The sequence below is a fragment of the Flavobacterium sp. 9 genome, assembly GCF_002754195.1.
In the GTDB taxonomy this organism is placed as follows: domain Bacteria; phylum Bacteroidota; class Bacteroidia; order Flavobacteriales; family Flavobacteriaceae; genus Flavobacterium.
This window is the reverse complement of record NZ_PEEU01000001.1, coordinates 2,555,158-2,578,461: the sequence shown is the minus strand read 5'-3', so window position 1 is coordinate 2,578,461 and position 23,304 is coordinate 2,555,158. Positions and strand designations below refer to the sequence as shown.

Annotated in this window: 21 protein-coding genes; 15 read left to right on the top strand and 6 right to left on the bottom strand. The window is 33.6% G+C overall.

Features of this window, described 5'->3' with window-relative positions; translation table 11 throughout:
* Nucleotides 1–29: 29 nt before the first annotated feature.
* The 3 genes from CLU81_RS10520 to CLU81_RS10510 are packed head-to-tail and all read left to right on the top strand — an operon-like array spanning nucleotide 30 to nucleotide 2,864.
* Entirely contained in the window at nucleotides 30–1,142 is a 1,113-nt protein-coding gene (locus CLU81_RS10520; protein ID WP_099709756.1) for an FAD-binding oxidoreductase, read from the top strand.
* The gene (gene mtgA / locus CLU81_RS10515; RefSeq protein ID WP_099709755.1) at nucleotides 1,142–1,915 is read left to right on the top strand and encodes a monofunctional biosynthetic peptidoglycan transglycosylase; all 774 of its coding nucleotides are present in this window, start codon (nucleotides 1,142–1,144) and stop codon (nucleotides 1,913–1,915) included. The genes CLU81_RS10520 and mtgA overlap by 1 nt, the downstream gene beginning before the upstream one ends.
* Entirely contained in the window at nucleotides 1,905–2,864 is a 960-nt protein-coding gene (locus CLU81_RS10510) for a lipid A deacylase LpxR family protein (protein ID WP_099709754.1), read from the top strand. Before mtgA ends, CLU81_RS10510 begins: the two co-directional genes overlap by 11 nt.
* A gap of 254 nt (nucleotides 2,865–3,118) precedes the next feature.
* Here the strand turns inward: CLU81_RS10510 and CLU81_RS10505 are convergent, their stop codons facing one another.
* The 4 genes from CLU81_RS10505 to CLU81_RS10490 all read right to left on the bottom strand — a co-directional run bounded on the left by CLU81_RS10505 (nucleotide 3,119) and on the right by CLU81_RS10490 (nucleotide 7,613).
* Nucleotides 3,119–5,389 carry a cation:proton antiporter gene (locus tag CLU81_RS10505; RefSeq protein WP_099709753.1) on the bottom strand — a complete coding sequence of 757 codons (2,271 nt, stop codon included), beginning with the start codon at nucleotides 5,387–5,389 and terminating at the stop codon, nucleotides 3,119–3,121.
* Nucleotides 5,390–5,603: 214 nt separating this feature from the next.
* Entirely contained in the window at nucleotides 5,604–6,323 is a 720-nt protein-coding gene (locus CLU81_RS10500) for a LytTR family DNA-binding domain-containing protein (protein WP_099709752.1), read from the bottom strand.
* Nucleotides 6,286–7,044, bottom strand: coding sequence for a sensor histidine kinase (locus CLU81_RS10495; RefSeq protein WP_099709751.1), 759 nt, complete (start codon nucleotides 7,042–7,044; stop codon nucleotides 6,286–6,288). The genes CLU81_RS10500 and CLU81_RS10495 overlap by 38 nt, the downstream gene beginning before the upstream one ends.
* A 239-nt stretch (nucleotides 7,045–7,283) precedes the next feature.
* Entirely contained in the window at nucleotides 7,284–7,613 is a 330-nt protein-coding gene (locus CLU81_RS10490) for a multidrug efflux SMR transporter (protein ID WP_099709750.1), read from the bottom strand.
* Between the two features lie 178 nt (nucleotides 7,614–7,791).
* Between CLU81_RS10490 and CLU81_RS10485 the strand changes: the two genes are divergently transcribed.
* From CLU81_RS10485 to rpoN, 3 genes are all read left to right on the top strand, one after another.
* The gene (locus CLU81_RS10485) at nucleotides 7,792–10,158 is read left to right on the top strand and encodes an RND family transporter (protein WP_099709749.1); all 2,367 of its coding nucleotides are present in this window, start codon (nucleotides 7,792–7,794) and stop codon (nucleotides 10,156–10,158) included.
* Nucleotides 10,159–10,535: 377 nt separating this feature from the next.
* Nucleotides 10,536–11,981 (top strand): asparagine--tRNA ligase, encoded by a 1,446-nt coding sequence (gene asnS, locus CLU81_RS10480; protein ID WP_099709748.1) that lies wholly within the window; start codon nucleotides 10,536–10,538, stop codon nucleotides 11,979–11,981.
* A 128-nt stretch (nucleotides 11,982–12,109) separates the two neighbouring features.
* Nucleotides 12,110–13,570, top strand: coding sequence for an RNA polymerase factor sigma-54 (gene rpoN / locus CLU81_RS10475; RefSeq protein WP_089353249.1), 1,461 nt, complete (start codon nucleotides 12,110–12,112; stop codon nucleotides 13,568–13,570).
* A 580-nt stretch (nucleotides 13,571–14,150) separates the two neighbouring features.
* Here the strand turns inward: rpoN and CLU81_RS10470 are convergent.
* Nucleotides 14,151–14,579 carry a hypothetical protein gene (locus CLU81_RS10470; protein WP_099709747.1) on the bottom strand — a complete coding sequence of 143 codons (429 nt, stop codon included), beginning with the start codon at nucleotides 14,577–14,579 and terminating at the stop codon, nucleotides 14,151–14,153.
* Nucleotides 14,580–14,618: 39 nt separating this feature from the next.
* Entirely contained in the window at nucleotides 14,619–15,209 is a 591-nt protein-coding gene (locus CLU81_RS10465) for a thymidine kinase (protein WP_099712721.1), read from the bottom strand.
* Nucleotides 15,210–15,445: 236 nt separating this feature from the next.
* Between CLU81_RS10465 and CLU81_RS10460 the strand changes: the two genes are divergently transcribed.
* The 9 genes from CLU81_RS10460 (at nucleotide 15,446) to CLU81_RS10420 (ending at nucleotide 23,238) form a co-directional block, all read left to right on the top strand.
* Nucleotides 15,446–16,465 (top strand): hypothetical protein, encoded by a 1,020-nt coding sequence (locus tag CLU81_RS10460; protein WP_099709746.1) that lies wholly within the window; start codon nucleotides 15,446–15,448, stop codon nucleotides 16,463–16,465.
* 103 nt (nucleotides 16,466–16,568) lie between these two features.
* Entirely contained in the window at nucleotides 16,569–17,303 is a 735-nt protein-coding gene (rsmI, locus tag CLU81_RS10455; RefSeq protein ID WP_099709745.1) for a 16S rRNA (cytidine(1402)-2'-O)-methyltransferase, read from the top strand.
* A 7-nt stretch (nucleotides 17,304–17,310) separates the two neighbouring features.
* The gene (locus tag CLU81_RS10450) at nucleotides 17,311–17,724 is read left to right on the top strand and encodes a hypothetical protein (RefSeq protein WP_144444494.1); all 414 of its coding nucleotides are present in this window, start codon (nucleotides 17,311–17,313) and stop codon (nucleotides 17,722–17,724) included.
* An 8-nt stretch (nucleotides 17,725–17,732) separates the two neighbouring features.
* Complete coding sequence (locus CLU81_RS10445) at nucleotides 17,733–18,077, top strand: HopJ type III effector protein (protein ID WP_099709743.1); 345 nt, start codon at nucleotides 17,733–17,735, stop codon at nucleotides 18,075–18,077.
* 157 nt (nucleotides 18,078–18,234) lie between these two features.
* Nucleotides 18,235–19,935 (top strand): single-stranded-DNA-specific exonuclease RecJ, encoded by a 1,701-nt coding sequence (gene recJ, locus CLU81_RS10440; protein WP_099709742.1) that lies wholly within the window; start codon nucleotides 18,235–18,237, stop codon nucleotides 19,933–19,935.
* On the top strand, nucleotides 19,925–21,205 hold the full coding sequence (locus CLU81_RS10435) for an MFS transporter (protein WP_099709741.1): 1,281 nt from the start codon (nucleotides 19,925–19,927) through the stop codon (nucleotides 21,203–21,205). The genes recJ and CLU81_RS10435 overlap by 11 nt, the downstream gene beginning before the upstream one ends.
* 225 nt (nucleotides 21,206–21,430) lie before the next feature.
* On the top strand, nucleotides 21,431–21,787 hold the full coding sequence (locus tag CLU81_RS26635; protein ID WP_144444493.1) for a hypothetical protein: 357 nt from the start codon (nucleotides 21,431–21,433) through the stop codon (nucleotides 21,785–21,787).
* 12 nt (nucleotides 21,788–21,799) lie between these two features.
* Nucleotides 21,800–22,720 carry an alpha/beta hydrolase gene (locus tag CLU81_RS10425; protein WP_099709739.1) on the top strand — a complete coding sequence of 307 codons (921 nt, stop codon included), beginning with the start codon at nucleotides 21,800–21,802 and terminating at the stop codon, nucleotides 22,718–22,720.
* Between the two features lie 161 nt (nucleotides 22,721–22,881).
* The gene (locus CLU81_RS10420) at nucleotides 22,882–23,238 is read left to right on the top strand and encodes a hypothetical protein (RefSeq protein ID WP_099709738.1); all 357 of its coding nucleotides are present in this window, start codon (nucleotides 22,882–22,884) and stop codon (nucleotides 23,236–23,238) included.
* Nucleotides 23,239–23,304 lie beyond the last annotated feature (66 nt).

Sequence of the window (23,304 nt, the reverse complement as noted above, 5' to 3'; positions counted from 1 at the left end):
AAATCAGTATTTTTATAAAAAATTGACAAATGGAATTAAGTTATTGGGAACTTAAAAACTGGTTTACGAATGTTGACTTTACAATCGTTGGCAGCGGCATTGTAGGACTACATGCTGCATTACGCTTACGCGAAAGATTCCTAACTGCAAAAATTTTAGTGTTAGAAAAAGGAATGTTACCGCAAGGCGCAAGCACCAAAAATGCTGGTTTTGCCTGTTTTGGAAGCCTTTCTGAAATTATGGATGATTTAAAAACACATTCAGAAGAAGATGTTATCAATCTTATCGAGAAACGTTGGAAAGGTTTGCAATTACTCCGAAAAAGATTAGGAGATTCTGCAATTGATTTTAAACCTCACGGCGGATATGAATTGTTTTTGAAAGAAGACGAACTTGGTTTTAGCGAATGCATTTCGAAAATTCCTTTTATAAACGAAATTCTAAAACCACTTTTCAAAGCCGATGTTTTTACCAAAGAAACAGATAGATTCGGGTTTGGAGATATTCAGGATTACTTAGTTTTTAATCCGTTTGAAGCCCAGATTGATACCGGAAATATGATGCAGGAATTGTTGCGACAAGCAGTTTCGGATAATATCTTAATTCTCAATCAACAAACAGTTACGGCATATTCAGATTTAGGCAATCAGGTCGAAATTGTTTTGAATGATTTTAGCTTTAAATCAAAAAAAATGCTTTTTGCTACAAATGGTTTTGCCAATACTTTGACAAAAGGCGCTGTTCAACCTGCAAGAGCACAAGTTTTAATTACAGAACCAATTCCGGGTTTAGATATAAAAGGAACATTTCATTTAGACAGAGGTTATTATTATTTTAGAAATATAAACGACAGAATCTTACTTGGAGGCGGACGAAATCTGGATTTTGAAACTGAAAACACAACCGAATTTGGACAGACGAAAATTGTGCAAAATAAATTGGAGGATTTACTTAAAAATGTAATTTTACAATATCAGGACTTTCAGATTGCACACCGTTGGAGTGGAATAATGGGAGTTGGAAATAGCAAAAGTCCAGTTGTTACACAACTGTCTGAAAACGTGTTTTGTGGAGTGCGTTTAGGCGGAATGGGAGTAGCAATTGGCAGTTTAGTAGGAACAGAATTAGCAGATTTAATATAATGGCAGTAATCAAAAAAATAACACCAAAAAAAGCAACAACAGCGAGTAAATCAAAACCGGCATCGAAGAAAACCAATCGTTCTTTTGGCGAAAAAGTAAAATGGTTTTTTATAAAAGCTTGTTTATGGTTTTTTGGAGTTTCGATCGCGTCCGTCGTATTTTTTAAATATGTTCCGGTGCCGTTTACGCCTTTAATGATCATTCGTGCTATCGAAAATAAAATGGATGGAAAGGAAGTTTATTTTGATCACGACTGGGAACCAATTGAAAAAATCTCAATGAATCTTCAGAAAGCAGTGATTGCAAGTGAAGACGGAACTTTCTTAACTCACAACGGATTCGATTTTAAAGCATTACAAAAAGCATATAAAAGCAACGAACGCGGGCGCCGAATTCGTGGTGGAAGTACAATCTCGCAACAAACTGCCAAGAATGTTTTTTTATGGCAAGGGAAAAGTTATTTACGAAAAGGATTAGAAGCTTATTTTACCGTTTTGATCGAAATTATCTGGGGCAAAGAACGCATCATGGAAGTTTACCTGAATAGTATCGAAATGGGCGATGGAGTTTATGGCGCATATGCAGCAACAGAACATTGGTATCGTAGAGACGCTTCGAGCTTAACGCCAATGCAAGCTGCCGGAATTGCAGCAATCTTACCAAATCCAAGAAAGTTTAAAGCAACAGGATCTTCAAGTTATATCAACAGACGCAAAGAAAGAATCGTTCGTGAAATGCGTGCTGTTGGAAAAATAAATTATAATGCGAAATAAAAAAGTTCTTTTTGCATTTCTGATATTGTCATCGACTTTAATTTTTGGACAGGCAAAAACAAAAGAAATTGGTCTTATTACTGATAATGATTTATACACTTCATCAAAAAATGATATGTATTATACCAATGGTTTAGAGCTTTTCTACCGTTTTCTGTCGAAGAATAACAATGAAAAAATCAATAAAAAAATCACCGAGTTTCGCATTGGGCAATATATCTATAATCCAAGATTTATTAATGCAGAATCCGTTGGAGAAAATGATCGCCCGTTTACCGCTTATCTTTTTGCCGAAGCCGGACGAAGCTTTTTTTATAAAAGTGAGTCGGTTTTAAAAACTGATTTTCAGTTGGGTTTTATGGGACCAAATGCTTTTGGAAGACAAACACAAGAAAGTTTCCATCATCTTATAGGTTACAAAACAGTTTATGGTTGGGAAAATCAATTGTATAATGCTTTTGGTGCTCAGGCGCACGCTTTATATTCAAAGAAATTATTTCCAAATAAACATAATGATTTTGTAGATCTTCATTTTCAGTCAGAAGGTAATTTAGGGACTATTTTCACAGGAGTTTCCACAGGATTTCTAGCCCGAATAGGTTTTAAGAGATTATTACCAATTTACGATTCAAATATGTACGATGCTTCTGTAAGTTCAGAACCGCAATATAATATTCGGGAATTTTATTTTTATGCGATTCCAAGCGTCAATTACCAATTTTACGACGCAACGATTCAGGGAAGTATGTTCAGCAATACAAGTCCGCTAACATTTGATATAACGCATTGGCGTTTCAATGCCGAATTTGGCTTAAAATACCGCCATAACAATTGGAATTTATCTTATTCCTTTATCTACCGAGGCAGAGAAGTAGAACCTAACGAAATTACAAATACAAGCGCAGGTTATTTTTTCGGATCGATTCGATTGGGGTATTTGTTGAAGTAGGTTTTTTATTTAAAGGTTCTAAGATACGGAGTTGCTAAGGTGCTGAGGTTTTATAGTTTGTTTTCAAAGTATTGTCATTCCGAGGAACGAGGAATCTCCGCAAGAAACTAACACAAACAAAAGCGCCAATCTTTGTCGAGCTACTTGTGGAGATTCCTCGTTCCTCGGAATGACAATAGAAATGAAAAAATCTCAAATTCCAATCAAAACAGATTTAGAATTTGGGATTTAAAATATCGGAATTTATTTTCCGTTTAAGGCTTCAAGATCAAAACTGATGGCGTGTTGTTTAGCCATGTACTTTGAGATTCTATTAGTTTTTTCCAGCTTTCAAGACTTATAATCATTAAGTTTTGGCTTTCTAGGAATTCCTTTTTAAGTGTTCTGTCGTGCATAATCATAATATGATTTGGCGCAATTTGTTCGATCGAGCGAATTGTTTCCTGAATATCGCGAGTGCTTTTTACTTCGCCGCTTGCGTCCAGAACCGTAATTTGCGAGCCATTATTATTGATTAACTTTTTGGCATATTCTATTAAAAAAGCATCTTCTTTGCTGAAAATCGGCATGAAAACCTGATTTACTTCTTCCAGATCTTTATCAATAAAAATTCCGACAGGCATTTTGCTTTTTGCAATTATATGACGCGTTCTTTCGTCAAAAGGAGAGTTTTCGAACAAACCTTCTTTTCCGGTAAACTTATCAATTAAACGATCCGGATTTACGATTCGGGTTGTGAAACCAAGGATTTTCCCCAGTAAAGTTCCGTCAAAAATAGACTGACCTAAACCAACTAACAATAAATCGTATTCGCCTTGATTTGCAGTGTCAATAATATCAGTGTCAATATCATTGGTTACTTTAAAAACACTTAACATATTTTGATTCAATCGTTCTGATTCTTCAATAACCGGAACAAGCATTTTTCGCTCGTGATCTTTGACGTCAAACGAATGTATTTCGGTACTTAGAGAAAGATGCATTGCGGTTACAATCGAATTATCTCCTTGTTTTTTGACTAAACTATTTGCGATCTGAAGTAGTTTTTTTCCTTTTTCTGGCGTTGCAAAAGAAAGCAGAATTTTGTATTTGCTTTTGTTTCCAATTTCATGAGGAACTGCGGTCATTTTATCTTTAAAAATAAATCCGATAAAATCAAGCGCGGGACCAGTCATAAAAGTGGTTACCAAAGCCATAATAACCATCATGGTAAAAATTTCTGTAGATAAAACTCCTAAATCATAACCAATATTTAGAACTACTAATTCCATTAAACCTCTTGTATTCATTAAAGCTCCAATGGCTAAACTGTCTTTCCAGCTTTGTCCGACAAATTTTGCAGCAAAAGCACTTCCAAAGAATTTTCCAACTACGGCAACGGCAATAATTACTCCGGTTACTTTCCATAAATAAGGATCATTCAATAAACCTATTTGTGTACGTAAACCTGTAAATACAAAGAATAAAGGCAATAAAACGATGATTGCAACGTCTTCAACTTTTTCGATAAAAATATTTCTGAATTTGTTATTTTCCGGCATAATTGCTCCGGCTAAGAAAGCTCCAAATAAAGCGTGAATTCCGATTAATTCAGAAGCATAAGCAGAAAATAAAAGTGTGATGAAAAAGATCGCTACAACCGGTTTGTTCAAACTTTCGCGAGTTGAATTCAAATCTCCAACACGTTTTAAGAAAGGGCGAACTATTTTTAGCATTATAATTACATACAAAATAGCCAAACCTATTACATATAAAGCACTTGTAAATGAACCCGCTTTTACGATAGCAATTACAACGGCAAGAATACACCAAGCTGTAATATCATCGGCAGCAGCACAAGTTATGGCAATGGTTCCTAATTTTGTTTTTTGCATGCCGCGTTCCTGTACAATTCTGGCAAGAACCGGAAACGCAGTAATACTCATGGCGATTCCCATAAATAATCCAAAAGAAGCAAACTCAACGCCAACAGGAGCAAATGTATGGTAGATAAAATAAGCCAGAGTTAATCCCAGCGCAAACGGAATTACAATACTTGCGTGACTAATTACTACAGCATCGTGTGCTTTGTTTTTTAAGACTTTCAAATCTAATTCCATTCCAATCACGAACATGAAAAGAATCAAACCAATCTGACTTAAAAATTGTAGGTTTCCTAAAGATTCTTTTGGAAATAAAGCGTGTGAGAATTCCGGAAAATACATTCCAACCAATGATGGTCCAAGAACAATACCGGCAATCATTTCGCCAATTACAGACGGTTGTCCTATTTTTCTAAAAAACCACCCGAATAAACGTGCGACTAAAATAATAGTAACGATCTGAGCCAATAAAATTGCTAAAGGATGTTGCAGGTTTTCGACCATAGAATGAAGAAAATCATTCCAGTGATTACTTGCTATTTGTTTATGTACGATTCCGCGTCCTACTTCTAGAGCGGCACCTTTTGAAATTACCCAATATATGAGAGCTGTAAAACCGCCAATAACTGTAATGTAAAATAAGGAGTTTTTAATGTTATTCATAACTCGTTTTTTAGATTTTAATGCTGCAAATATCAGAACTGAGAATTAAGTGAAAAAGGAATTTTAAACCTAATTTTCAATGTATGTAACAAGTCCGAAAAACTTTGTAATAAGTTGTCTGATTTCTCTAAAAACACGATTGTCAGGCTGAGCGAAGTCGAAGCCCTTTATTGCTATACAAGCCTTCGACTTCGCTCAGGATAACATATGTAAATTAAAGTTTTACCTTTTTCAAAAAGTCAGAACGATAGGTTTCGCTTAAAATTAAAGTGCTGTTTTTGTCATTTTTTTCTAAATGATACAATACAATTTCGTTATGATTGAAGAATTTAATTGCTTTTACGGCGACAATTTCTTTTTTATTTATTCGGCAAAAATCTGCGTCAGGTAATTCGTTTAAAAGCGTATCGAATTTGACGTTCTTCAGGTTTAGAAAACTTCCGTCAGTCAGGAGAACTGTTTTGTCACGACTATCACTAATTGCGGTTTTGATATACTGAATCTGATTAAAATACAATAAGGTTTTTCCTTTGTCGGTATTTAACTGAATGAATTTTTTGGACGAATCAGGTTTGTCAAAACGTTCAAAAGCTTTTGAGATTGCTTTTTGCAAACGTTCCAGTTTTACCGGTTTTGTGATGTAATCTACCGCGTCGATATTAAAAGCATCGGCGGCATATTCTTTATAAGCGGTGCAAAAAATAACCAACTTGTTGTTGAGCATTTCTGCCAGATGCAAACCGTCCATTCCCGGCATTTCGATATCTGAAATCAGTAAATCAAAATCGAGATTCGGAATTTCTGCAAGGAGTTTTTCTGGATTATTGAATGTCTTTACGATTTCGACTTCCGGAATTTGTTCGCAAAGCATTTTCAGGTACATTAATCCCGGTAACTCATCGTCCAGAAGCAAGCATTTCAGTTTTGTATTCAAGTAAATCTATTTTTAGATGAGCAATATAAATGTCGTTTTCGACAAATTTATCGAGTTTGAAATTATTCTTATATATAATGCGCAATCGGTGTTCTAAAGTAGCGTGACCAAAACCGCTTCGTTCTTTTTTTAATACTTTTTTATCCGAAATTTTATTCGAAACCGTCATAAAAAAACTATTGTCTCTAAACTCAAAAACTACCGAAATAAAAGCATCTGCACTTTGCAAATCGGCGTGTTTAAAGGCGTTTTCGATTAAATCAATAGAAATTAAAGGCGCCAATAAAGGTTGTTCGTACAATTTATCGTCCTTATTAATGTTGGTTTTGATCTTTAACTCAAAAAGCGGACTTATCTTGATTTTATTGATTTCGATAAGATTCAATGCAAAATCAATTTCTTCTTTTGCTGTGACAAATTTCTTTTTGCTTTCGTATAAAATATAGTCCAGAACATTCGCTAATTTATCCAATGCAAAATACGTTTGATAAGCATGCGATTGAATCGAATTTAGAATATTCTTAAACAAATGCGGATTCAGTTTTGATTCTAAAGTTTCTAACTGCAAATCGTTAACTTTCATTTCGAGCGCATAAAAACTCTTTTCGGCATCATCTTTTGCTTTTTTGAATTGCATCAATTGATAAAACAAAAAGCAGATAATGGCGATTAGCAATAAAAGAATTGCCAGAAATATAAAAGTTATTGTGTTGTCTTGCATTGTTATGTAAAGTTAAAAGTTTTTTTGCCCACGGATTTTACGGATTAAACAGGTTGTCACAGATTTTCTTTTTAAGATCGGGTTACGTTTTCAATCGCATAAAAAATAAATCAATCAGTGTAAATCTGTTTTATCCGTAAAATCTGCGTGCTATTTTTTTTCGCCACGAATTCACGAATTAATATCAAATTAATCGGTGTAAATCCGTTTTATCCGTAAAATCCGTGGGCCAACATTCTCTAATGACTAGAAACAAACTTCAACCCAATAATTGAAGCGATTAAAGTCGAAAGAAAAAATATTCTCCAAAAAGTTGCCGGTTCTTTAAAAATGAAAATTCCAACCAAAACAGTTCCAACGGCGCCAATTCCTGTCCAAACGGCATAAGCGGTTCCAATTGGTAAAACTTGTGTGGCTTTGTATAATAAAAGCATACTTATCGAAAGACAAACGAAAAACCCAATCATCCAGTAAGTTGATAGAATTCCTGTTGTTTCTTTGGCTTTGCCCAAACAAGAAGCGAATCCAACTTCAAAAAGTCCAGCAATTATTAATAAAATCCAATTCATTTTCCGTTCCTTTTTTAAATTAAGTACAAATATGAGAAAAGCTAACGTAGGATTGTACAAATCATCTAATTTTTCCTAAAAATCACAATATCAATTATGTTAACAAACAGTAAAAACGAACCGAATATTTATGATTTCGAGCACTTTTCACTACATTTGCATCCATTTTAAAGAATTTATGAAAAACGCTGTACAAGTTGGATTTTGGGAAAAACTGGCCAGAATCATACTTAAAAATAGAATTGCGATACTCGTTGGGGTTTCGGCCTTGACAATTTTCCTTGGTTATCAATGGAAAAACCTTGCTATGACTTATACTGAAGCAAATTTGCTTCCTAAAAATCATACTGCAAATAAAGATTATCAAAAGTTCCTAAGTAAATTTGGTGAAGAAGGAAATTTAGTAGTAATTGGGTTTCAGGATCCGAAATTTTTTACGCCTAAAAATTATGCTGCCTGGAATGAATTAATGACAGGTTTAAAGAATTCTAAAGAAGTAGATTTGGTTGTGTCTTTGAATGATTTGAAAAAATTAGAAAAAGATACTGTTAACGAAAAATTTGTTCTCGCTCCGTTTATCAATCAAAGTAAAGCGACAGATCCTGAGTATTTAAAAAAGGTACAATACGATTTATTTCATAATTTACCTTTTTATGAAGGTTTGCTTTTTAATAAAGAAAGCGGAAGTATTCGTTCAGCAGTTTATATCAACAAGGCGCTTGTAAATACAGCCGAAAGAAAGACTTTTATCCTTGAAAATCTGGTTCCAAAAATTGATAAATTCGAAAAAACTACCGGAATCGATTTGAAAGTTTCGGGAATGCCATATATCAGAACAATCAATGCTGATAATATGAAAGGTGAAATCGGGCTCTTTATTGGCGCGGCTTTATTTACGGTTTCATTGATTTTCTTTTTCTTTTTCCGTTCTTTCAGAGCGACATTTATTTCGATTTGCATTTTAATTGTTGGTGTAATCTGGTCTTTTGGGACGCTTGGATTATTTCATTATAAAATCACGATTTTAACGGCTATTATTCCGCCATTGATTATCGTAATTGGGATTACGAATTGTATTTTCCTTATCAATAAATACCAGCAGGAAATTAAATTGCACAACAATCAGGCAAAGGCTTTGCAACGTATTATTTCTAAAATTGGAGTTTCGACTTTAATGACGAATTTAACAACTGCGATAGGTTTTGCAACATTCATGATTACAGGAAACGACCTGCTTTTTGAGTTTGGTTTAGTGACTTCGATCAATGTGATTTCGGTTTATTTATTGACGCTTTTAATTGTGCCAATTGTGTACAGTTTTATGGATGTTCCGGGAGAAAAACATTTGTACCATTTGACTAAAACCTATATTTCGACTTTATTGGATTTTGTAGAAAATGTGGTAAAAAACAAGAGAAAAGTAATCTATACAATTTACGGTTTGTTATTGGTTTTTAGTGTAATTGGAGTTTCTCAAATGAAAGTTTCGGGAAGTTTAATTGGCGAAATGCCAAAAAGTGCTTCTTTCTTTAAAGATATTTTATTCTACGAAAAAGAGTTTAACGGTGTAATGCCTCTCGAAATTATGATTGACACCAAACATAAAAAAGGTGTTATGAAATTGTCAACGATGCGCAAAATGGATGAATTGCAAAATACAATTGCAAGTCTTCCGGAATTGTCAAAACCGGTTTCTATTGTGAATTTGGTTAAATATTCGAAACAGGCTTTTTATAACGGAAATCCGGAATATTACCAATTGCCAACTTCGCAGGAACAAGCTTTTATTTTGTCGTATGCTAAAAATGCAACAAAAAACAGCAAAGATAATTTAATGAAAAGTTACGTTGATTCGACTGGACAATATGCCCGAATCACCACTTTTATGAGAGATATTGGTACGGATGAAATGGCGAAAGTGGAGAAAAAACTGCATTCAAAAATTGCTGAAATTTTCCCAAAAGATCGTTACGAAGTTACCATTACAGGAAAAGCATTGGTTTTCCAGAAAGGAACATCATATTTGGTAGACAACTTAATAGAATCGTTGATTTTTGCCATTTTGGTAATTGCGATTTTGATGCTTTATTTATTCAGATCGTTCAAAATGGTAATGGCATCTGTAATTACGAATATTTTACCGCTTTGTATTACGTCTGGATTGATGGGTTATTTTGGAATTCCGTTGAAACCTTCGACAATTTTAGTATTCAGTATTGCGTTTGGAATCTCGGTTGATAATGCGATTCAGTTTATGGCGAAGTACAAACACGATTTGATTCAAAGCAACGGGAAAGTCAAAAGATCTGTTTTCAGCGCTTTGAGAGAAACTGGAATTAGTACTTTTTATACTTCGGTAGTTTTAATTTTAGGATTTGCTACTTTCACGCTTTCAAGCTTTAGCGGAACAATTGCGCTTGGAGGATTAATTTCTTGTACTTTGGCGTTTGCGATGTTTGCGAATCTATTGGTTTTACCAGCCTTAGTTTTGACTTTTGAAAAGAAAAAGGCTAAGAAAGAGGATTTGGAGAGTTTGGAAGGGTAAACACGAATTACACTAATTAGTACGAATTGATAGTTTGAATCTTTGTCAAAGTTTTGAACTTTGACAAAGGTTGATAGACAATATTCTTTTACACAAAGTTTAGTCCTTGCGAGGAATGAAGCAATCTCATTTGCTAAATCAACTAATTATTTTGTTAGTGTGGTTGCTTCGTTCCTCGCAAGGACAAAAAATAAGAAATAATTGCTTCTCATGAAAACGATTGCCCTAGCCCTGATAGGAGCGGTGTCCTTTTTCTTACTTCTTTAGTAAGAAAAAGATATAGCGGATAGCAGGAAACAGCTTCTAATTTTAATTATTATCGTTTATATTTGCAGTTATTACACAACAAATAATTTAATTTCAATATTATATATAAAATGAAACACACAAAAGTTAAAGACTTATTAAACAGTACGACGACGCTTCAGGAGGTTAATGCAAAAGGGTGGGTGAGAACTTTTAGAAATAATCAGTTCATCGCTCTTAATGACGGTTCTACCATTAATAATATACAATGTGTTGTTGATTTTGAAAATACACCGGAAGAAACTTTAAAAAGAATCACGACCGGAGCTGCAGTTTCTGTAATTGGAACTTTGGTTGAAAGTAAAGGTGCAGGGCAGAAATATGAAATTCAAGTGAATAAACTTGAAATCTTAGGAGATTCTGATGCGGAGAAATTCCCAATGCAACCTAAAAAACACTCTTTGGAATTTTTACGTGAGAATGCACATTTACGTGTTCGTACAAATGCTTTTGGAGCAATTATGCGTGTACGTTCTGTATTGTCATTTGCGGTTCACAAATATTTTCAGGAAAAAGGTTTTGTGTATGTAAACACTCCAATTATCACTGGAGCTGATGCTGAAGGTGCCGGAGAAATGTTTCAGGTAACTTCACTTCCTTTGGATAACTTGCCAAAAACGGAAGAAGGAGAAATTGATTTCAAAAAAGATTTCTTCGGAAAACATACGAACTTAACAGTTTCGGGACAATTAGAAGGTGAAACTTTTGCAATGGCTTTGGGACAGATTTATACTTTTGGACCAACTTTTAGAGCTGAAAATTCTAATACTTCTCGTCACCTTGCAGAATTTTGGATGATCGAGCCAGAAGTTGCTTTCAACGATCTTGATGACAACATGGATTTGGCTGAAGATTTTATTCAGTATGTAATTAAATATGCTTTAGACAACTGTAAAGATGATTTGGCGTTTTTAGAAGGAAGACTTCTTGAAGAAGAAAAATCAAAACCACAAGCTGACAGAAGCGAAATGGCTTTGTTAGAGAAATTAAACTTCGTATTGGAAAACAATTTCAAACGTGTTTCTTATACTGAAGCAATTGATATTTTGAGAGATTCGACTCCAAATAAAAAGAAAAAATTCAGCTATTTGATTAACGAATGGGGAGCTGATTTACAATCAGAACACGAGCGTTATTTAGTAGAGAAACACTTTAAATGTCCGGTAATTTTATATGATTACCCAGCAAATATCAAAGCGTTTTACATGCGTTTGAACGATAATACAGAACCTGGAAAAGAAACTGTTCGTGCAATGGATATCCTTTTCCCTGGAATTGGAGAAATCGTTGGTGGTTCTGAAAGAGAAGAGCGTTACGATGTTTTGATCGAAAAAATGAAAGCCTTAGAAATAGACGAAGAAGAATTATCATGGTATTTAGATACCAGAAGATTTGGATCAGCAACTCACGCAGGTTTCGGTTTAGGATTTGAGCGTTTGGTATTGTTTGTAACTGGAATGACAAATATTAGAGACGTAATTCCTTTCCCGAGAACTCCTGGAAGTGCTGAGTTTTAATCTGAGATTCTAAGGAACTGAGGTACTAAGGTTCTAAGTTTTTAAAATATAAATAATTTAAATCGAATTAATTCGTCAATATAAGATGCTCAGAGCCTTAGGGACTTAGCATCTTAGCACCTTTTTTTATGCTAAAGCAATTTTTAAATTTAAAATTATCCCAAAAATTATCTCCACAGCAAATTCAGCTGATGAAGTTAATTCAATTGCCTACGCAAGCTTTTGAGCAACGTTTATTAGAAGAAATGAACGAAAATCCGGCATTAGAAGCTGGAAAAGAAGAAGAATACGAAGCTGATGAATTCGCAAATGAAGACTATGACGATTATGATGATGCAGAATCTGACAGAATCGAAGCAGACGACATTAATATCGACGAATATTTAAGCGACGACGATACTCCGGATTATAAAACTCAGGTGAATAATTATAGTGAAGACGAAGAAAGAGAAACTCCTTTTGCTTCTCCGATAAGTTTTCATCAGGATTTAATCAATCAGTTGAATACTTTTATTTTGAACGATGAAGAACGCGAAATCGCGGAATTCCTTGTTGGAAGTATTGATGATATGGGTTATATCCGCAGAAGCGTTCCGGATATTGTAGATGATATGGCTTTTACTCAAGGTATTTATACGGATGAGAAAATGGTCGAAAAAATGCTTCAGGTAATTCATGAACTAGAACCTTCGGGAGTTGGAGCGCGTGATTTGCAGGAATGTTTATTATTGCAATTAAAGCACAAAACGCCAACGGAATACGTTGATTTAGCAATAGATATTATCGAAAATCAGTTTGATGCTTTTACCAAAAAACATTACGATAAACTGCTTCAGAAATACGGGGTTTCGAATGAACAGCTTAAAAAAGCGATTCACGAAATAGAAAGACTAAACCCTAAACCGGGCGGATCTTATACAGGAAATAACAAAGTAACAGAAAATGTAGTTCCTGATTTTGCTATAAGAATTGTTGATGGAGAATTAGAATTGACCTTAAACGGAAGAAATGCTCCGTCTTTGCACGTTTCTAAAGATTATCAGGAAATGATGCAGACGTATAAAGATTCACGTGATAAATCGTCGGCACAAAAAGATGCGGTTCAGTTTATCAAACAGAAATTGGATTCGGCAAAATGGTTTATCGACGCGATAAGACAACGTCAGGAGACGCTTTTTGTAACCATGAATGCGATTATGCATTATCAGGAAGAATACTTTTTAGACGGCGACGAAACCAAACTAAAACCAATGATCTTAAAAGACATTGCAGATATGGTTGGTTTGGATATTTCGACGATTTCGCGTGTTGCAAACAGTAAATACGTTGAAACGCCATACGGAACAAAACTAATAAAAGAGTTTTTCTCTGAAGCCATGAAAAATGATCAGGGTGAAGATGTTTCGACTTTAGAAATCAAAAAAATTCTTCAGAATACAATCGAAGAAGAAGATAAAAAGAAACCTTTACCAGACGATCAATTGGCAGAAATCTTAAAAGAAAAAGGATATCCAATTGCGAGAAGAACTATTGCAAAATACCGTGAACAACTTGATATTCCGGTAGCAAGAATGAGGAAGAAGATTTAAAATTTAACCATTTAAAATTATTTTTTAAACCATATAAGAAATATAAGTTCATTTAAAAGAACAAACCCGACAGGTTTTAACGTGTCGGGTTTTTTTGTATTAAATGAGATCAATTCGATACGTTTCGAATTGTTTTTTTCAATTCAATCGTATGTAAACCAGATTAAAATCCAGCTCTGCAAAATAGTTCGAGCCGAAGGCTCTTTAAAGTTCCGAAGGAACGATTTATATTGTAGAGCTGGACTTTAGTCCAGTTTAGAAGTAGTTTTTTTAAGGTAGCAACAATAGCATTATTGCATCATTCATTATTCCGTAGGAATATTTGATCGGTAGAAAAAGTATGTTATGATTTCCGATTTGTGTCCTGTAGGGACACTTTTTTTTCATGGAATTAACCACAAAATATCCATTCGATTATTCAAACTACCGATCAAACATTCCTACGGAACGTATATTCACGCACCAATTTTAAATGTCTACCGATGAAACATTCCTACGGAATGAACGATCTTTTTTAAAACAACAAACCCGACAGATTTTTGAAATCTGTCGGGTTTTATTTTATAATTGGGCTTCTAAATTATTTATATTGTTCGGGCGTTATCGTGATCTCAAACAAGTAGTTTTCCTTTTTATCATCATAATTATAAATCAAGGTAAAATCATTATCACGAAATGTTTGAAGTCCGGGATTTGCTTTAACGGTGCTAAGAAGACTTTCTTCGATATTTTTCTTTATCGTTTCAATTTCTGCAGTTTCTTTTTCAACATTAAGTAAAGTCAAATTGTATTGAACGACTTTATCTTTTGGCAAAGTAACATTGTCCAGACGTATTCCTTCCTGAATAACTAAAGGGCAATTTTTGTTGTACTTCGCTACTAATTCGACCATTTCTTTGTCAGTAACAGGTTCTTTAAAAGAATAATAAAAGACAAAAACCAATGATAATGCTACAATTGCACTTATTACTAAAATAATTAAATTCTTTTTTGTTGTAGGTTTCTGCATTTGTAGTTTGTTTTTGTTGTGAAGAAAAAAAAGCAACTTTTATTTATCCTGAATCTTTTTCATGGCGTTATAATATGCAGCACGACTTAATGGCTCATATTCTTCGGTTTCACCAAGCATTACTAATTTGTCATTATCGGTTTTACGGAAGCTGTAATTGGCAAGATTTCCCGTTCTGGTGCAAACGGCGTGAACTTTAGTTACATATTCGGCTGTTGCCATAAGCGCTGGCATTGGTCCGAAGGGATTTCCTTTAAAATCCATATCAAGCCCTGCAACTATCACACGAATTCCCTGATTAGCAAGATCATTACAAACCGTAACAATTTCGTCATCAAAAAACTGAGCTTCGTCAATACCAATAACGTCGCAACCTTGCGCTAAAATAGAAATATTTGCCGCGGCGGGAACCGGAGTTGAACGAATTTCGTTGGCATCATGCGATACCACCATTTCGTCATGATAGCGAGTATCAATGGCAGGTTTAAAGATTTCGACTCTTTGTTTGGCAAATTGGGCGCGTTTTAATCTGCGGATTAACTCCTCGGTTTTACCCGAAAACATTGATCCACAAATAACTTCAATCCAACCAAATTGTTCTTTGTGATTTACTGTATTTTCGAGAAACATTTTGTATTTTTCTACCTTTAAAAATGAATAGTTTTTATTACTTTGTACTGGTAATAAATTGACGCAAAATTTTGATGTTTTACGTTTTTTCAAAAGTAGAAAATTTTTATCAAATCGGAGATTCGCAAACGCTTATTAACAGAAATAAAAAATAGTTCTGCGAATTTCATCCCAGAATAAAAACATTCGAATACAAAATATACTAAAATACCCTATTCACTATAATTTCAACAGTTATGAAAAAAAAATTGGAAGCCGATTTAATCAGCATTGCACATCGAATTTTAAAGCTTAAAAATAAATCCGATATCAATCAATTGTATCTTGAAACACAGAAATTATATGAAAAATTAGCGGTGTTGAAGTTTGTAGACGAAAACTTTGATACTGTAAAACCAACAATCACGCACAGTGAAATTAGCGCAGAAGTTGAAGCAATCTTCGAAAAAGAAGATATCGCTCCGGCAGAAGCTGTAATCGAAACTCCAATTGTGGCAGAAGAAATTGCAGAAGAAAAAATTGCTGAAGCTGTAATTGTTGAAGAAATAATTGCTGAAACTCCAGTAGAAACAGCTCCGGAGCCAATTGAAGAAATTGAAGAGGAAGTTATTGAAGAACCTGTTATTGAAAAAATAGAGGAACTTGAAGCAATTAAAGAAACTGAACCAGTAAAAGAAGAAAAAGCTTCATTTGAAGAAATTTCTTTTACAACAATTAGCGATCTAAAACCAATTCCGAATTTTATTCCAGCTTTTGAATTAGATAGAGAGGAAGCGAAAATAGAGGATAAAATAGAAGACAAAGTAGAGGAAAAGGTAGAAGTTACAACAAAACCAGAACCTGTTTCTATTTTATTTGAAGATTTCGGAATCAATTATGCTGATGCTGAATTTGTAAAAGTAGACAGTTTTGAAGCCGTTTCTCCAACTCCATCAATTAGCGAATTTAAAGAGAAGAAAATTGTAGAAACCGTAGTTTTAGAAACTCCGGCGGAACCAAAAGTGGTTACTTTGAATGAAAAACTGGCAAAAGGTTTTCATATTGATTTAAATGACCGAATTGCTTTTACCAAGAACCTTTTCGGAAACAGTTCTGAAGATTACAGTCGCGTTTTAAACCAATTACTGACTTTTGATTCTTATACTGAAGCATTAGATTTCATAGAAAATATGGTGAAACCGGATTATAATAATTGGGTTGGAAAAGACGATTACGCAGAACGTTTCTTAGGAATTGTAGAGAAAAAATTCTCATAAAAAAAATAAAACACAGATTTCACGAATTAACACGAATTATTTCTTTGTGAAATTTTTAAAGACAGTTACAATCTGTGTTAATTCGTGAAATAATATAAAAAATATGTCTAAATTATATATCGTTCCAACGCCAATTGGCAATCTTGAAGACATGACATTTCGTGCCATTCGGATTTTGAAAGAAGTCGATTTGATCTTGGCGGAAGATACCAGAACGAGTGGAAAATTGTTGAAGCATTTTGAAATTGGCACGCACATGCACAGTCATCATATGCACAACGAACACAAAACAACCGAAAACTTAATTGCGCGTTTGAAAGCTGGTGAAACTATTGCTTTGATTTCGGATGCAGGAACTCCGGCGATTTCAGATCCCGGTTTTTTATTAACGCGCGCTTGTGTCGAAAATAAAATCGAAGTCGAATGTTTACCTGGCGCAACAGCTTTTGTTCCCGCTTTAGTAAACAGCGGATTACCAAACGACAAATTTATTTTTGAAGGTTTCCTGCCTGATAAAAAAGGACGTCAAACTCGATTTTTGGCTTTAGCCGAAGAAACCCGAACAATGATTTTATACGTTTCTCCACATAAACTCGTTAAGACTTTAGCTGAGTTTATTCAGTATTTTGGAGAAGACAGACAAGTTAGTGTTTCAAGAGAATTGTCAAAACTACACGAAGAAAACGTACGAGGAACTGCAAGAGAAGTTTTAACTCATTTTGAAAAAATAGCGCCAAGAGGTGAAATTGTAGTAGTCGTTGCCGGAAAAACAATAACAAAAGAACCTAAGAAAAGTAAGTTTTCGAAAGATGAACCAGAAGAAGACGAAGAAGATTAAATTATTTATGAAAAAAATAATATTTCTCTTTCTATTGATTATTACAATTTCTTGCAAGAATAAAGAAATTGATCATTCTAAAGATGATGATACTGAAATTCAGAAAATAGGACATCTTTATCGACCAGAAAAAATAAATACCGGACCTGTTAAAAGTGATATTGATCTAAATAAGAAAAGCTACGAAATAAATATTTTCAATGGCGATTTATTAGAAAAAGACATGAGATTTTTAAAAAGTCATTCTGCGAAAATTGCAATTTTGTATAGGAGTTTTTTAATACAAAATGAATATAATTATAATGACATTGTGGTTAGGATTCACCAAAAAAATAATAGTAGTTATGATTTTAAATATTCTGAAAAGCAATTGTTAGAAATAGAAAATAAAAGACATTTAAATCCATCTGAAAATAAATAAAGCATATCATGAGCATACAAGCCTTTTTAGAAAAAGTAAAACAAACTCCAACCGAAATAACATTCCCTGAAACTATTGCTGTAATCGAAGAAAATTACAACTTCACGCCAACAGCTTTTCAAAACGGAACACAACATAATGCAGCCGGAGAAAACTCAGGTTCTTGTAAATTATTTTCTTTCGCGAAATTGCAAAACTTGAATAAAGAAGAAACTTTAGCTTGTTTTGGAGCTTTCTATTTTGAAGAAGTTTTAGGAGATCCAAACGGAACAAATCACCAAAACATTAGAAATTTCATCAACTTGGGTTGGGACGGAGTTAAGTTTGAAGGAAACGCTTTGGAAACAAAATAATTTTAGATTTTAGATTCCCTAGAGTCTGCTTTATCCTAAAAACATTTGTCAAGGTTTTAAACTTTGACAAAGGCAAAACATAATATTTCTACTATAGATTAAACGATTTCAGATTTTTTCAGTCTAAAATCTAAGATCAAAAATCTACAATAAAAAAATGCGTTGGACATTAAAAACAAGACCTTCTCAAGATAAAATCAAACATTTGGCGCAAGCCTTGAATGTAGAAGATTTTGTAGCAACACTTTTGATTCAGCGTGGCATTGAAACTTTTGAAGATGCCAAGAATTTCTTTCGCCCTTCATTAGAACATCTTCATGATCCTTTCCTGATGAAAGACATGGATAAAGCCGTTTCCCGAATTGAATTAGCGATCGAAAATCAGGAAAATATTTTGGTTTTTGGCGATTATGATGTCGACGGAACAACGGCAGTTTCTTTGGTTTCAGCGTATCTAAAATCTCATTATCCTAATATTGCCACTTATATTCCGGATCGTTATCTGGAAGGTTACGGAATTTCGTTTAAAGGAATTGACTTTGCCGATGATAACGGATTTTCTTTAATCATCGCGCTCGATTGTGGTATTAAATCCATTGATCATATCGCTTATGCGAAAGAAAAAAACATCGACTTTATTATTTGTGATCACCACAGACCAGGAGAATTTCTTCCGGATGCGGTTGCGATTTTAGACCCAAAAAGAGAAGATTGCTCGTATCCTTATGATGAATTATGTGGTTGTGGCGTTGGTTTTAAATTAATTCAGGCTTTAGGAACAAATAGAGGTGAAACGATAGAAGATTTAATTCCGTATCTGGATTTAGTTGCAACAGCAATTGCGGCAGATATTGTGCCAATAACGGGCGAAAATAGAGTTTTGGCTTATTACGGATTGCAAGTTATTAATTCAGATCCAAGACCGGGAATAAAAGCTTTGGTACATCAGGTAAAAAAGAAAACTCTTGATATTACCGATGTTGTTTTTATTATTTCTCCCCGAATAAATGCTGCCGGAAGAATCAAACACGGTAATCATGCTGTTGAATTATTAACGGAATTCAATTTTGAACAAGCGCAACAATTTGCTTCAGAAATAGAACAATACAATTCAGATCGAAAAGATTTGGACAAACAAATTACAAAAGAAGCTTTTCAACAAATCCTGACCAATAACGAGCAAGATCGATTTTCGACAGTTGTTTTTCAGGAAGACTGGCACAAAGGCGTTATCGGAATTGTAGCTTCAAGATTAATCGAAACCTATTATCGTCCGACTTTAGTTTTTACTAAAAGTGGAGATAAATATGCCGCTTCTGCCAGATCTGTAAAAGGATTTGATGTTTACAATGCTCTTGATGCTTGTTCTGAACATTTGGAACAATTTGGAGGACATATGTATGCAGCAGGAATGACGTTGAAAGCGGAAAATTACAAAACTTTTAAAGATGCTTTCGAAAAGCAAGTTCAGGAAACCATTTTGCCTGAAATGCGTACTCCGGAAATAGAAGTTGATGCCGAAATTAACTTTACAGATATTACTCCAAAACTAATTCGGATTTTAAAACAATTCGAACCTTTTGGACCGCTGAATATGACGCCTGTTTTTATGACTAAAGAGGTAAAAGATACAGGTTATGCTAAAACTTTAGGCGCAGAAGAAGAACATTTGAGACTTTTTGTGAAGCAATATAATTCAGATGGAATTGCTGCAATAGGTTTTGGATTGGGAAAAAAAATAGACATTGCAAAAAATCAAAATACTTTTCAGCTGGCGTATTCATTGGCTGAAAACGAGTGGAACGGAACCGTTTCGACTCAACTTATGCTAAAAGATATTAGAACAAATGACGAATAAAACAGAAAAGCGAGATCCTTATCAGGCATTACGCTACAGAGAATTTAATGTTTTTTTATTATTGCGTTTTGCTATGGTTTTTGCCTGGGCGATGCAATTTATCGTGATCGAATGGGAAGTTTACAGTTTGACTAAAAACCCGCTTTCGTTAGGAATTATTGGTTTAATGGAAGTTATTCCCGCCGTTGGAATGGCTTTATTTGCCGGACACATTGTGGATCAAAAAGAAAAGAAGGGATTATTAGTAAAATGTATTCTGGGATTTTCTGTAATTAGCTTTGGCTTATTTTTATTGACTTGGCCAAAAGTTGTCGGCGATTTATCTCCAACTATAGTTTTATATTCAATTTATACATTAGTTTTTTTAGGCGGATTAGTTAGAGCTTTTCTTGGGCCAACTATTTTCTCTCTTCTATCGCTGATTATTCCTAAAAAAGCATATCCAAATGCGGCTACATGGAGTAGTTCGGTTTGGCAAATTGGAGCCGTTATGGGACCAGCGCTGGCTGGATTCTCAATTAACTGGATTGGTGTTCATTGGTCAATGTGTCTGGTTTTTGGATTCTCAATTCTTTCCTTAATTGCTTTATCTCAGATTAGTAAAAAACCAATCACAAATCCAAAGATTGGAGAATCGATAAAAGATAGCCTTGCAGAAGGATTGAATTTCGTATTTAAAAACCAAATTGTTTTAGGCGCTTTATCGCTTGATATGATTGCAGTACTTTTTGGAGGCGCTGTAGCATTATTACCTGTTTTTGCTCAGGATATTTTAAAAGTCGGTGCTGAAGGTTTTGGTATTTTAAGAGCCGCTCCAGCAGTAGGAGCTTTTATTACCATGCTAGTTTCTGCATATGTGCCTTTATATAAAAATGCAGGAAAGAAACTTTTAATAGCCATATTTGTTTTCGGATTATCGATCATATTATTTGGTCTTTCTACGTCATTTTGGTTGTCGGTTTTTGCTTTATTCTTGAGCGGACTTGCTGACGGAATTTCTGTAGTAATTCGTCAAACGATTTTACAGCTTAAAACTCCAGATCATATGCGTGGAAGAGTTGGTGCTGTAAATTCAATTTTTGTGGGATCTTCTAATGAATTAGGTGCTTTTGAAAGTGGTGCAACAGCTAAATTAATGGGAACTGTAACTTCTGTTGTTTTTGGAGGAAGTATTACGCTTTTGACTGTTATTGTAACGGCATTAAAATCGCCAACATTTAGAAAATTAGATCTTAAGAAAGATATGGATGATCATCAGAATATGGAATAAATGAACAAATTCAAAAAGATATTTTTAAGGATTCATCTCGTAACATTTATTATACTTTTAATCAATTTTATAATTAATGCTATTTTCGAAATTGGCTTAATTTCCAGTTTACGGTTAATCCTTAAAATTCTATTTTATGTTTCAGCCTGTATTTTGTTTTTTTATTATGTGAAGCCTTTTAAAAAAAGAGCCTTATATTTTTCAATTTACATCTTTTCGCCTTTTTTGATTTTTATAAGTTGGTTAATCGATGGAATTTTTGGTGCTCTTTTAGGATCTGTTTTTCTTTTTTTCTTTGTTTCAAATGATACCAAATTTGAAAATGATCAAATCCAAATCAATACAAAATTCCAAGGGTTTTTAGGTTCGTGTTGTAAATATGAAGTCATTGAAAAGAAGTATTTTTTGTTCGAAAGAAAGATTGGCGAATTTCAATCTGAAGAAGATTTTTATTTTAAAAAAGAAGGAGTTAAAATTCAGGATAATATTTTGCAAATGCATCTCATATTTAAAGATTACGATCAAGAAAAAGATCGTTACGTTGCAAAAGACACTACTATTTATGCCGTTTTAAAACACTAACTTTTCAAATAGATGAAATCATTTCTTCTTGCTTTTGTTTTTACAATATCGTTTTTCGCAAACGGACAAAATCTCTACATCAAAACGTACGGAAATAAAAAAGATAAATGCATCATTTTTATTCACGGAGGTCCAAGTGGGAATTCTACTTTATTTGAAGGTACAACGGCTCAAAAACTGGCTAATCTTGGGTTTTATGTAATTGTTTACGATCGAAGAGGCGAGGGAAGATCTGCAGATCCTGATGCAAAATTTACTTATGAAGAAGCTTTTCAGGATTTAAATGCGATTTATAAAAAGTATGATTTAAAGAAAGCGACTCTTCTTGCACATAGTTTTGGCGGATTGGTTGCGACGCTTTATACCGAAAAATATCCTCAGAATGTGAGTAAGCTTATTTTGGCAGGAGCTTTATTTTCGCAACAAGAAACGTATGATCATATTTTAAATTCTTTGAAGAATAAATATTTGAAAATTGGAGATTCTAAAAACCTTAATAAAATATTTTACGTAGAAAAACTCGACAAAAATTCGGCAGGATATAGAAAACATTGTTTTGATCTGGCAAGTGATAATGATTATTTTAAAATGCCAAATCCAACCAAAGAATCAAAAAAATTATATGCGGATTATGAAGCAAGCGAATTTTTTAAAACTAATATTCGAAACAAAAATGCTCCTTTACTTTTTTACCAAAACGAAAAGCAAAATAATATCGACACAAGGTCGTCTTTAAAAAAGATAAAAGCGGAAGGCATTTCTATCTATGCAATTTATGGCAAAGACGATGGAATTTTTTCATCAGCACAAATTACTTCAATTAAAGATTTGGTTGGTAAAAATCATTTTGCCTTTTTGGATAATTGTTCTCACTATTTGTTCGTTGATCAACAACAAGAGTTTTTATCTAAAATTAAGCATTGGTATAAGTAAAACTCTGTGCAAATTAGAAATGCTATAAGAGAATCTTAATTCAGTTATATGTAAATGAGCTTAAAGCATTCAGATTGCCTAATTTTTTATCTTTTTTATGATTTTTTTATTTAGAATTAATATAAATAATATTTATATTTGTTGGAATAAAACGATTTACGATGAGAGAAATAGAGCAAATATATCATAATAACTTCGGCATAGCTTTTTATTGGAAAAAGCAAAATGAAACCATATTAGACAAAGTTCAGTTAGTGTTTAAAGAAACTGGGTTTTATTTTACAGTTCAGGAATTGAATCATTTTTGTGATTTAATTGAAGATAGTATGATTGAAAATGCTTGTTGCGAAGCTTGCGAATTAAAATATTCATGCCATAAATTTTTATTGAAAACACCTTGTTCTTCTATAGATTTGGCCGTTTCGATGACAGAATTAAAATCGATAAAAGATTTGGTTGAAGGTTCTTTATTCCGAATTGATTTAGATGAATATGTTTATGGAGTTGGGATGAATTAAGAAACATTCTAAATATTTTAACAACAATTTTTCATTATTGAAATATATTTTGATTTTATACAAAAA